Here is a 12,957-nt window from a genome sequence, read left to right as displayed (position 1 = left end):
AACCCTGATCGCTTGAAACAAACCTATCAAGCAGCACTCAACGATATTGGTTCTGCGATCACAGCTTTCAAAAATGATCCTTCTCACTATCGCACCACTTTAAAAAATCTTGGTGAACGCCTGTCTGATCGTGTAGAAGATCTCACGACAAAATTTGATCGAAGTGATATCATCAATGCCCTCATAAAAGATGGCATGACCCGTTCGGACGCACAAACAGCAGTAAACCGTGCCGTTCATCTCTATCAAAGCGCCGAGGAAAAAACCGAAAAAGCCATCAAAGCCCTTGAAGAACAGGCAGAAACACTCTCGGACAATCTTGAGGATACGATCAAGGGAGTAAAAAACACTGCGACTAAAGCTACAAAAGCAGCCTCCAATATGGGATGGTGGGGCTTTTTAGGAAGTCTGGTAGGCGCCATTGTTTCCAGTGTTTTTGGCTATTATGGTTATAGAAGCCGTAAGGATACTTTCATGCTTTAAAACTTCTACCTCTAAAGCAAACACATAAAAAGCTGCACACATGATGCAGCTTTTTTTTTGCAAAATTTTCTGATTGCTCTTTTGTATCATTGTCTCTCATATCAGATAACTTCGCCAGCCTATAATCCTTCAACACTCCCTTTCAAAAAACATAAGGAGCTGTTCATCGCTGCAAATAGGCATTGTGCTTATTTTGAAGAGAGCTCTGTAAACTTCCTTTCTCAACTGATTATCAAGAAAAACTAGACAAAGCGCGGGATATCCCATAAATACGCAGAAGAAAATTGTACCTTTAGCATCTTGGGGAGGACCACTGTGACAAAGAAAAAATCCATGATTTTCGTCCAAATAGGACTTTTCCTTGTTTTGGGCTTTAGCAGCTTTGCGGATGAAACGGCTCAAGTCACATTTGCTCTCCACTTAGCAGAAAGCACAGCTTCTATTTCAATGCTCCTTTTTGCAGGGCTTATCGGGGCGATTTGTGCCGGACCCATTGCACCACGATTCTTGCATCGCTTCCAACCAGCACGAACAGTACCCATTGTTTTATTGTTTGAAGCACTCTTTATAGCCACAGCCGCAATCGCCAACCAATTCTGGATTTATATTGCCATTTCTTTTGCGCTGGGCTGTGCTGGATCACTCTTTTGGTCTACAATCCTCGTTGCTGTACCTGAATTTGCAAAGACTGATCAGCAACTAGACCGAATAAACCGCATTATCCAAACAGTGCGGAATCTTGGTTATATTGCCGGACCACTCCTAGGGGGTGTGTTGTATGGCATATCAAGCGGACAAAGAGGATTGTTTGCACTTTCAATCATGGTTCTTTGTGCAACCTTTATTACCATATTCTGTTTTAAAAGTTTAAAAACTCATGCACAAGAGACAGATACATCGCAGCGTACCAAAAAAGGGCTAGATTTAGCGGGCCTATTGCGTAAAAAAAATGTCGTCTATGCTCTTGCACCCCTCATCATCACCATCATACTCACCTCTGCTCTCAACGTATTATCGATTGTCCGCATCCGCACCGATCTGAACTTAAGCGCTAAAATCTATGGAGTGATCACAAGTATGATAAGTTTCGGCTTAGTGGTCGGACCTCTCTGCTTCTCCAGCATTTTCCATCGCTTTGGCAATGCCGCTGGAGCGTCACTTGCTGCAACAACCATTGGCTTTGGAATTTTCTGCTTTTCCTTAACACATATCGTATGGTTGATGATGCTTTCATTTTTTATCCTTGGAGCAGCCAATGGTGTGCAAAACGCCCTGATGGCAAGTTTTATGATGAAAGCCATTCAGAAAGAACACCGAAACAACCAGATGCCCGCCTATATCTTTATCATACAAACATCCGTATGCATCGGTTTTGTAGGCGCAGGTTTTGTTCATGTGCACCATACTCAAAACACACTCCTTGTCATCGGCATCACTACAATGATCGCAGGCATATTAGGCTTTGTGTTGAATAACGCCGTGCAAAAAAAGGAATTTAATGATGGTTAACGGACTCAGCCGTTTTCTCCCTCAAGCAAACAATGCTAAAAAGCTTAATCTCCAACCACCGCTTAATAAAATCGTTGTTTTTGATATCGTGCAACCTCATACAAACCGATATGTCTTCGATGAACCACTCTTTGGCAGGTATGCGCTAACAGCTGTTCCAGCAACTTAAGATTTTAAAACAGTACATAAACCGATTTAACATCATGCAACAAGATCCCATAGGCTTAAATTTTTACAATGGAACAGGTGGTTATGTGTGGCAACTCGCAGACTACATGCAACATAATTTGAATGAGAGCGCCCAAACGCTCGAATTACAAAAACCCATACCACCCACAGCCATCAATTCTTTCGCTGTCTACCCACGTGAACTCAATCCCTTGGCGCACATCCAATGGGCTAAGGACGTGCAGATAATAAGGAATAAGCCCGCCCTCATTGGGAAACGCCAAATACAACCTGTAACGGCTGTTTCTACGAAAGGGGCGGCATTTGGTGGATTTGATTTCCCAACATCTGAAGTGCTTCATGAAGGCTGTCTTGTTCAATCTTTTGAAAAAATACAATTCAATGGTTCTCTTCTTGCCGCGGGCAGTCTTTTGATATCCCTGTTGCGACACGGTCTCATCGAAACAGATCAAAAAGCATTTTCAGAAAATGATGCAACGGCTCTTTTACGAGAACCACCATGCCGTATTGTAGATTCTCCTCTTGGTACCGTTGCAATTAACCAGCTGAATGGTCGCACAATCCGGCTTCATGAAAAAACCAAACCTCTCTTGCAAAAAGCCACAACAGAAATGCATCTTCAACACCCCATAGAACAAACAACCACGTTTTTTATAAAAGCAGGAATGCTGCGATTGGTAAAATTATAAGGATCAAAAGATGTCCCTGATAAGACCCGATATGAGAACAGAAAACAGTATTGAACTTCTTTACACGCTCATTCAAATGGTAAGACCACGCACAGTCATTGAAATCGGTGCTGGTGATAGTACGCGCTTTATCGCAAAAGCACTGCAAAAAGCAAAACAAGCATGGCAACAAGATAAAAAACTTTTAGAATCCTCAACTTGGGAAAAGCGCACAGCTTTGCTTGACCCTTCAGGAATTCCTGAAAATTAGGAACCACAGCTTATTACAATTGATGATTTTACAGCGAAGGTCAATCAGCAGAAGAAGTATGGCAAGAACTTCTTAAAGATGGCATTAAAAAAGATACTGTAACATTTATCAATGAGAATTTCTTCTCTCTTGATGAAAGCACCCTCAAATCTTGGGGACCAATAGATTTTGCTTGGATCGATGCTGGAACTCCAGCAGATGATGTGCGATTTGTTATAACCCTTTGGAAACACATCACCGCTGGTGGTTATCTATGTCTGCATGAACCAACAATGACAACAACCGTTGCTCTCAATGGGGCACAACGGGGTCAAAGTGTCAGAACTCCTTTGTGGGAAGAAATTCTCTACCGGCTTGATGGCTCCTATGAGGCTTTAACACTCCCCGAAAACCACAAATATCGCCAGAGTGGTCTGGGGATTATTCGCAAACGCACCCCTACCGAACAAATTGTACGCGCACAATCGCTACAAGCAGAACTCATAGAAATCAATGAACTGCCCATTCGCAATGATCTTTTGCCCATGGGAAAAGAAACCCTTCGCAAACGCGATACCCGCAATTCACTGATCTCTGCCATGACCTCACCTACACTGCGCGCTGTTTATGCCGCTATTATCCTTGGTGCGAAAAATCTTTCCGAAGTCCTCAAACATGTCGATTCAGATGCGAAAAACATTCACAAATCCATCAATCGCCTTTTGAACCTCGGACTTATTCACAACACAACAGAAGGATTTCAAGCCGAAGAGACACTGTGGAAAATGCTAGAAAATAAACATGAGCGGAATAGGGAAAATTTAAGCGACCGCCATTTAGAAACAGAAGAGATGCTATCAAAAATTGCACAAGCCTTTCAGAAGCAAAAAATCTATAGCGAAACGGAAGTTTCCAAGATATGCAACCTCTTTACGGTAGACTTTGCCCGATTACGACGCACTCTTGTTGAGAGGGGTTTTTTACAACGCCATGGAGGAAAATATCAACGCATGCGCTAAAAGAGAATTGAAAAATGTTAGCGAACTCAATCGTTTTTCTTCTATATTTCAAGAGAATGAATAACCTTCCACTAAAAAAATATAATTTCATTAAAAGGTTATAAAATCATTCATCTCATTCATATGTTGACAATCTATAGAGGGGTTAGTACATCCCCTTTATAAAGGATACAATGGAAAAGCAAGAATGCGGGGTGCCAATTGGTTATCAAATAGGATTAGAAACAGTCAAAATCATCAGAAGAAGATATGGGATCAAGGTCTCAATGATCTTACCGATTATTGCGCAAACATCAGGAAACAGTGTTGTCGCTCAACCAAATCATGCTCGATATTTCTAAAAACATCGTAGACAAACAAAAAATAACATTCTTGCAGTGGACTGACTGATGAATTGATAAAGAGACTATTTCAACGAAATGTGCACAGCAGAAACAGGGCTCTTAAGACTTCCTCAACAGATACAAAAAAATGTATTTGATCATTTAACGACACTTCTATGGAAATTCCATGGGCAAAAATAAAATTCCTTTTTTCATCTATAGCGCAGTTTTTCTTTCTGAATTTTCCTTTTTCTTTGTACTCCCTCTGATTGGAAACTCTTCTCTCATAACTGCTGCCAATGTTGCTTTTTATCTCTCTGGATCAGTAATCCTTGAAAGCATTCTCATGGTAACCACAACGGGTTTATTAGAAAGATTTTCGCGTAAACTCTTAATGGCTACCGCCTTTATTTTAAGGAGTATTGCTTTTGTGTGCATTATCCTATCGCTTACACCTTCTGCATGGTTGATCTTTTTTACCTTAATGGCTTTTTCGAAAGCAATTTCAAAGCCATTTTTGAGAGAAATTTTATCAGAACATCTCAATGGAAGTACTCTTAAACGCGCATTAACTCTCTATTCTTTTTTTCAAAACGCTGCGGTTGTTATCGCCCCTCTTGTTGCAATGAGTGCCATAAAATATAACGCATCAACTTTTTTAATGGCTTTTTTTGCACTCATTGGTTTGTATCTTTGTGTTTTATCCATTCAAATTGTTTATCACTACCCGCATAAAACATTATCTCTTGAAAAGGATAAAAAAACAAAGAAGCCTTTTCTTTCTTCTTTAAAAACAGTAATCCATAATCGTTCTATTGCTTATTTGCTGGTCACGGCTTTTCTTTGTGCATTCCTCATGGGAATTTTCATCACCACCACAACACTTCTCAGTAAATTTGACAGTAATCTCGCTCCTTATAGTGGGATTTTCTTTTCAATTGTTGGCATCAGCATTTGTATCTGGCAGGGAATAATCAATAAACATCTTAGCCTTTCTGATAAATCAACTTTCTACCTATTATGGCTTATGGGAACTTTCGCTGCATTTTTCCTCATGGGTGGTGTCCTTACCGCTGTGACTGCGTTAATTGCCTACAGTGTCTATGAATCTGTCATGATTCCAGAGATATACTATCAAGCAGGGAAAACAATCGCATCCGTCTCTTCCAGTGTTCTTTTTAGTTATATTCTTGTTATTTCAAATATTGGCCAAGCTGCCGGCTCATGGACAAGTGGATGGATCATCAGCTATTTCAACAGTCATATCGCTTTCATCTTTTGCATGATTGTTGGTGCCTCCGCCTTTGCCTCTTGCCTGTGCCTCATACAAACTAAAAAATAAGCAGCTTCCATGTCACATATCATTTTTGAAAACCAGTAGCACAACAAGAGCACCCAAAACACTTCGCCATAAATCACTCAATTATGGGGCTGTAACACACTCTGCGGTAAAGAACCTCAAAACGGGTCTTTAAAGATTGTTCTGTAAGCCCTATTGCCAATTGCCTCACAGCTTAAAGGATTATGGAGCGGATTTTTGTTTTCCCATGAAGTTTGTCACCTTTTTAAAATAACATATTATCCATTCGCCTCTATGGTTGATCTTGAGACTTTGAATTCAGCTATCGAAGAATTTTCTATCGATACCATCATATGCCTACCAAGTTTTGCGGATAAACTTATTACCATATCTTGAGAAAAAAATTAAATCTCTCAAAAAACCTATTTTCTCTTGGAGAAGCCTTTCAAGCTTAAATCTGTGTTGAAAATAAAAGACATAATCCCTGAATTGCATATTAAGCCTCTTAGCTTTACCACCCAAGAAACTGGTCCAATAGGATTCCAGTGTTACAAGATTGCCAATGTTTTTTAGACAAACAGTAATGTTTACATTTTATAGGACACATTCAAGCGAAAACACATCCTGAAAATGATGCCTAAAAACAATGAATGAAGAGTATCCTTTTTTATCCTGATGATGCTTCATTACTTGAGCGCATCACAGGTGAGAGTGTTCATATTGCATAGGATCAATCATATAACTGTGGAACACCACGAACATACCTTACACCTGAAAGGAAGAACACCAACCTTTTATAATATTATAGGCGCTTTAACTTCTATTCACGATTTAACAAATGTCTTAAATCTTCAAGATTGTACTCTTTCGGCAAAAGACCATGCAACGCATTATCGTGAAAAAATTTGAACACGGGTGGATAGAGTTTTATTGTTCATTAATTCACCTGCACACCCTTAAAAGAAGCGCTCTTTTATCATCGCTCTCATCCTCTTATTTGATAAAAGAGGGTATCAATAAAGCGCAATTTTTCCATATTTGCTTTATGCGGAAATCTCAATTTGTTCGCTCCTCAAGCTCTGAAAAAATCCCCCCCCAAATAAAATCCTTTTTTCAAACTTCTCAATATCCTATAGTGCCTGATAGTGATTTAGTGGAAATTAAATAAGCTAAGATTGCAACTTCCCACAAGCGTTCTTGCGCTTGATTGTTATTGCCCCCATACGCGCTTTTTCATTTTTTTCAACTTCCATCAACACAGTTGTCCTTGTCATAATCGCATTTTGAAGGGGATAAACAAACGATTTTTGCGGCTTTTTTCACCAAATAATTCCCATGAAAAGAAGATAGAGATGCATTTTGTACTGGTGGAAGTCTCAACCTTTGACTCGACTAGACTTATAGAGGCAGCAGAAACGCTCGCACTTCACTTACACCTCCTCACCCACAATAAAGATCTCTATTTTTATGAACTAGATTATATTAAAAGCGTGCATCTCAGTGTTATTGAACGCGATACATTTCATCATGCGGAAATGATAACCTATTTCCAAAATTTAAAAAACTGTAGTGGCATTCTCAATCTTACAGACACGTGGGCGACAAGTGTCAACGAAATCTCCGCCCAGTTGGGATATATAACCCAAAATGCCTATGCGATAAATATCTGTAGAGACAAAGCTTGTTTAAGAAAAATCCTCTGTGAAAAAGGTCTCACAAAAGGACAAGTAACGGTTATTGAAAGTGAGGCTTTCCAAGCCACACACAAGCTCTCCTATCCTGTCATTCTGAAAGACCCACAGGGAACAGACTCAAAAAACGTATAGTTTGCAGAAAATAAAACGGAATTTACCGCAATCATGGAATTTATAAAAAACCATACTTCCCTCAAAAAAAATCTCATTGAAACCTTCTTTACAGGCACACTCTACAGTGCTAAAATCATTAGCTATCGAGGGAAAACAAAGCTTCTCGCCCTCTCAAGCAGGGTCATGTCAGGCATGCCTGACTTTAAGAGACTTGCAACAACTTTCCCTTAGACAAGAACATTGCACAATTACAGGGAATAGAAGAAGGGATTAAAAATATCCTAGCAGCTGTTTCCTATCATGGGGGCTTTGCACATACGGAATTTATCATCACTGAAGGGAACTTCTTTAAAGTTGTTGAATAAATCCACGCTTAAGAGGCGTGCAAATTGGTGAAACACTCTGCCAAACTTTTAACACCAATATCTACAAAGGATTTTTAGAATGTGCACTAGGAAGAGAACCTAAATTATTTCAAAAAGAACTGATCCCCAAACCTTTATCGGTCAAGCACTTGTCTATGCAAAACAACAGGTAAATTTCAGCAAATGCGCTTGCAACATGCAAGGAGCAAACAAACTATTCTCTACTCATTCCCTTACAGGGAAAAACTCTGAATTTGAGAGAGCAATCTGCGTACGCTGACATTTTATTGACCTCAGGAACAAGTTCAGAAACGGCTCTGTTAAATGCACTTTCTTAAGCAAAAAAAGTAAATCTTGTAGTGGCAAAATAAAATGATGCATAAATTCTTCACTTTCAAGGCAAGCATAAAACTCATCCTCATAACAACTTTACTGAGCAATATTGGGATATTTATGGTTGTCCCTTTTTTGGCGATTTACTTAAATAAACTTAACTCTCTCAGTACAACAGAAATTGGAAACATCATCGGAGTAGCTTTTTTGTGCAAAAAGGCAGGCTCTCTCTTAGGAGGGGTGCTCTCCGATTATGTCCATGTAAAAAAAACAATGCTTTTAGGTCTAGCAACACGAATCCCTGGCTATCTCATCATTGGTTTTACGCATAATTTTTATATCCTCCTCCTCTCTTGCGCCTTCATTGGTTTAGGAAGCAGTCTATACACTCCTGCTGCGAAATCTTTTTTAGTAAGAAATGTTTCGAGAACTGAAAATGTGGATGCCTTAGAAACAAGATCAGTCTTTGTTAATATAGGGGTCTCTATCGGTCCCTTGCTTGGAATGTTGATTTTTAAAATGCTCCCCTCCTTATTATTTAGTTTCGTTGGATTGATCTTTTTTTATTATTTCTTCTGAACTGCACCTTAAAAGAAAGCTCTAATACTAACAAATTGGACAAAATAAATTTTTCTGATTTTAGAAAGTTGCTCACCAACAAGACCATGTTTGGCGTTTCGCTTTTTGTATTCTTGTTTACCTTTTTTTATATCCAACTCGAAAGCACCATACCTGTATTCAGTGATCAGGTTTTTGGAGGAAGTGCTACTTCTTTTATTTTTGTCTTGAATGCTCTCATCGTGATCTTTTTCCAAATGTCTGTTTCCAAATGGGTATGTAAAGAAAACTCCAAAACGCCCAAAGTATTATCCTTTGTTTTGTTTGGAATCTCATTCCTCCTCCTCCACGCTCTTGAGCATTCTTATTTTTACCTCTTCTTCGCGATCATCCTCTTTTCCTTTGCTGAAATCGTGATCTACATACGCCTCGATTATGAGGCCACAAATATAGATGAACGCTTAATCGCTAGCACATTTGGAATCATGAGCTTGTCCAGTGCTTTCGGAGGCATGGCAGGAAGTTATCTTGGCTCCCTCTTCTACAACCAAGAATTTTTTTGATTATCGGTTTGGCAGATCTTGAGTATTGCCTCTCTCAGTACCGCCCTCCTCTCTCTCCTCACACTCAAAATTCAGCAAAAAGGTAAGTTGATGAAAAAGCATATTACCCTCTTCACCCCCCATCATGCCATAATTGATTGCACATCACTCAACAATATCGAGATGACAATTTCGGACAAATCTAAAAATACCCCCCTCTCCACTTATATGAAGCAAGACTCTCTCTTTCTTTTTGCTTATCCTAATGTATCTTTTACGAAAAAAGATCATCAGCGCCATCCATAGCAAGAATAAACAGCCATAATCATCATAACATTGACGTTCTCATAACTTTGCCCCCAAAAGCTCTTCCACAAGCATCAGAATTGTCCAGACTTTAAAGGCTTAAAGCATTATCATGGAAAAACAATGAAACGAATACAAAAATAAATACGCAATGCATTTATTCCTTTCTGATCATGCAGAGTATTCTCTCAAATTTTCAAACATGCAAAGTGAGTTGACGACGAATAGACTCCTCGATAAACTCATTAATATCAGCTTAACTGATAGCTTCATTTTGGAGGAAGAGGGGTTTGTACACAAGAGAAGCATTTGGGGACCATCAGCACTTCCAATCACATTCATCCCCATATTAAAGCCATCACAAACGGGTGTTCATTCTCAAAGTCTGTGATTTATGAGGTGGAAGCAATATTTTAAAGAGTATCTGTAGGGAGCATGATCATGCAAAAGGTGGATTCCTATACCAAATCAGAAAGGTATGTCATATATACCGTAATTATTTCCAGCATACTCCCCTTGCTGGACGGAAGCATTGTTAATGTCATCCTTCCTGACCTTGCTTTTTATCTTTCAGTAGAGGGAAATAATATACAATGGGTTGTAACATCCTATTTTCTTGCCACCGTGCCAGGATTGTTGATAGCAGCTTTTGTGCAAGGAAGAATAGGTATCAAAAGAACTTGGTTTCTTGCAAGCTTCATTTTTATGCTTGGATCACTGGGGGTAGGATTAAGCTATAATTTTCCAACCATTATATCTGCCCGTGTCGTTCAAGGTTTCGGGACCGGTCTTTTGCTGCCCCTTAGCCAAACCATCATTGCCTTACAATTTGGACAAGGACGAGTGCGCGCCAAGCCATGGGCACCATAGCCGTACCAACAGTTTTCGCTCCTGCCTTTGGTCCGCTGGTGGGCGCCTCACTTGCTCAGTATGTCTCTTGGCGTTTGTTATTTTTTATTAATATTCCGCTCATTTTATTGGCGCTCACCATTGGAGCTAAACACTTAAAGAGCAACGAAACAACAAAAACAAAATTTAACTTATTTGCATTTTTAGCGTTTTTCATATCGCTTATTTCGTTTTTTTATCTCACAGAAGCCAGAAATATAAAGAACAACACCTCCGTATATATCCTAGCACTTATAGCGGTGATATCTCTCATATTGTTCATTGTTTCTAATCAGAAAGCAAAAAACAAATTAATCGTCTTTAGCGGATTTCAAAATGCGCGCTACACATTACTCATGATCATAGGGCTTGTTGCTTCATTTCTTTTTTATAGCTTCCTTGTTTATTTCCCACTAGCCGTTGCCATGGAACAAGCCCATGAAAATAGCCTTCTCATCATCGGCGCAGTCCTTGCTTTACAAGGGGTAGGTGCATGGATCGGAAGGAAATTTATTTACCAAAAATGGAAAGAAAATCCCCCTTTTTCATGATAGGAATTGGTTTGGTAATATCAAGCTTTGGATTATTATGCTTCGGCTATAATATAAGCATGGATGGGCTTGGATTCTTGCTAAGAGGCATAGGGCTTGGCAACACTACCATTGTCTGCCTTTCCGCCCCTATCCAATATGTCAACAGTTTATACGTCAAAGATACAGCAGTTATCACACGCATATTACAGCAAATAGGCGGAGCTTTGGGGGGTGTATTCGCTGGCTTTTTGATCCATTCGCTGACAGAGGAACACCTTTCCCTCAATCAAACATATCTCATATTCTTTATATTCTCTATCGCTGCATTTTTACTGTTTTGCCTCGCCCTCTCCTTATCGCATAAAGAGAAGGTCTCCGATTTATGATATGCTTTGTTTGAACGCCTTCTCAATAACATTTGCAATGGCATATAAGATCATAGAGCAGTTTACCACTTTTCGAGAAACCAATACACTGAGACTTTAACCACAACCTTCATCAGAAAAACCATACACGGCTACCAGCATTTTCTCGTGCCATTTTTATTGCTTTTTAGGCATTAAAAAGGGGGGGTGTTGCCTATACCCTACAAAACCAAATATTTCTATAGCATGACAGAATGAGTAATCACACCGCCCTATGGTTCTCCTCTTCCCAGCGTTTCTAGGCTCCGCTTTTAAAGTCAGTGGCAATTTCTGTAAATGCAAAAGCCGCCCTTAAGGACGGCGAATGAGGATGGTGCAAAAGTATTTCCTTGATTATTTTTTAAAGAACAAGCTAGGTGGTGTACTATTTTTGGAAATCTCTCGTGAAGAAATATGATGATGGAGAAGCTAAGCATTATGATAATAATACAATTCTGACTCTATAAAGAGAGAAAATCTGAGTTGAGATTTAATCCCTGCAAAGCCTTTATGCGTATAAATTACATATTCTATAAAGCCCCACTTCTGATAAAAGCAATATAGGGGAAAGTTTGAGTGAAGAAGTATTATCTTTTAGTGCTTTAGAAGTATGGTTTTAAGATAAAAATATCGTTTTAGCTCTATAACAAGTAGTATTTAGAACAAGTGGAATAAGGAGCCAATAAGATAGAAGAAGGTCTTTTTTTCTAATAGCCATAAGATTTTGTGCTCTTAGAATTACTTGAGAATTATCTTTAAGACTTAAGCGCCCCCATTCCCTTGGCATATCCTTCTCTATAGCTTATAAAAGCCGATATTCTATAGCGGGGATAAAATTTAGCGATCACGTACTCTATGGCTTTCCCCTCCCCACTTGCCAGCTTTCGTTCAAACGTCAGTACCGATGGCTGCAAAAGCAAAAAGCCACCTCTTCTTTTTCTCACGCAGAAAACTTTTCCCTCATCACGCTCATTTCAAAAAGAGATCGCAAAAATCATCAATCCTTCAAAGAACATGCCATCCTAGAAGCGGCAAATGGGGCTAGAGCAGATGTCCAAGTGATAGTGTGAAGGGATATAAGTCCCTTTCAAAACAGATAGTACATTGCGCCAAGTATAGGGGGGTACAGCGTCTCATGGCTTTCTCAATTATGATTTATGTATGTTAGGATAGGTGTAAGAAGCTTTTTCAGCTCTCTAGATGCTTTAACGATAAGAGAATGGCCAGCAGATACAGAACCACCCTTACGTTCTTTTTCTGTCTGTTCCGATACACAAATTAACAATCGTCGCAAAAACCAAGATGCTGCTGCAATGGATGCATAAGATCTTGTATTACCGGCTATAACAGATGCACAAGAACTTGTTTTTCTCAAGTTAATTTGAGAAGCATCAGAGAATTTTTGAGAACAATCTAGATTGAGCGCTATTTTTTGCACTCTATCGTGAACAAACAGCAGCTGAAGGGCTACCCCATCCC

Annotated in this window: 10 protein-coding genes and 2 pseudogenes; all 12 read left to right on the top strand. The window is 39.4% G+C overall.

The features are described from left to right. Window positions 1-483: pseudogene (locus U736_RS0107820) on the top strand (DUF3792 domain-containing protein); the annotation flags it as partial. 315 nt (window positions 484-798) lie between these two features. Next, complete coding sequence (locus tag U736_RS0107805; protein WP_026500593.1) at window positions 799-1,992, top strand: MFS transporter; 1,194 nt, start codon at window positions 799-801, stop codon at window positions 1,990-1,992. Continuing rightward, complete coding sequence (locus U736_RS0107800) at window positions 1,982-2,161, top strand: hypothetical protein (protein ID WP_015856747.1); 180 nt, start codon at window positions 1,982-1,984, stop codon at window positions 2,159-2,161. The genes U736_RS0107805 and U736_RS0107800 overlap by 11 nt, the downstream gene beginning before the upstream one ends. A gap of 34 nt (window positions 2,162-2,195) precedes the next feature. Next, window positions 2,196-2,870: a hypothetical protein gene (locus U736_RS0107795; RefSeq protein ID WP_015856748.1), complete on the top strand. Its 675-nt coding sequence runs from the start codon at window positions 2,196-2,198 to the stop codon at window positions 2,868-2,870. Window positions 2,871-2,880: 10 nt separating this feature from the next. Then, a complete protein-coding gene (locus tag U736_RS12885) occupies window positions 2,881-3,120 on the top strand; it encodes a hypothetical protein (protein WP_041581439.1) in 240 nt (79 codons plus the stop codon). A gap of 203 nt (window positions 3,121-3,323) precedes the next feature. Then, entirely contained in the window at window positions 3,324-4,118 is a 795-nt protein-coding gene (locus tag U736_RS12880; protein ID WP_244395806.1) for a DUF2087 domain-containing protein, read from the top strand. Between the two features lie 510 nt (window positions 4,119-4,628). Then, entirely contained in the window at window positions 4,629-5,783 is a 1,155-nt protein-coding gene (locus U736_RS0107780) for an MFS transporter (RefSeq protein ID WP_015856749.1), read from the top strand. 1,310 nt (window positions 5,784-7,093) lie between these two features. Next, window positions 7,094-7,567 (top strand): hypothetical protein, encoded by a 474-nt coding sequence (locus U736_RS0107760; RefSeq protein ID WP_026500592.1) that lies wholly within the window; start codon window positions 7,094-7,096, stop codon window positions 7,565-7,567. Between the two features lie 800 nt (window positions 7,568-8,367). After that, on the top strand, window positions 8,368-8,826 hold the full coding sequence (locus tag U736_RS12875; protein WP_244596083.1) for an MFS transporter: 459 nt from the start codon (window positions 8,368-8,370) through the stop codon (window positions 8,824-8,826). Window positions 8,827-8,861: 35 nt separating this feature from the next. After that, window positions 8,862-9,368, top strand: coding sequence for an MFS transporter (locus U736_RS12870; RefSeq protein ID WP_244395808.1), 507 nt, complete (start codon window positions 8,862-8,864; stop codon window positions 9,366-9,368). A 726-nt stretch (window positions 9,369-10,094) separates the two neighbouring features. After that, window positions 10,095-11,460: pseudogene (locus U736_RS13085) on the top strand (MFS transporter). Window positions 11,461-12,635: 1,175 nt separating this feature from the next. Next, window positions 12,636-12,803, top strand: coding sequence for a hypothetical protein (locus tag U736_RS12275; RefSeq protein WP_155915002.1), 168 nt, complete (start codon window positions 12,636-12,638; stop codon window positions 12,801-12,803). The last annotated feature ends 154 nt before the right edge of the window (window positions 12,804-12,957 follow it).

It is taken from the genome of Bartonella grahamii ATCC 700132, from assembly GCF_000518085.1.
Classification (GTDB): Bacteria; Pseudomonadota; Alphaproteobacteria; order Rhizobiales; family Rhizobiaceae; genus Bartonella; species Bartonella grahamii.
The sequence above is the reverse complement of the archived record's forward strand: the minus strand, read 5'-3'. Positions and strand labels throughout refer to the sequence as shown.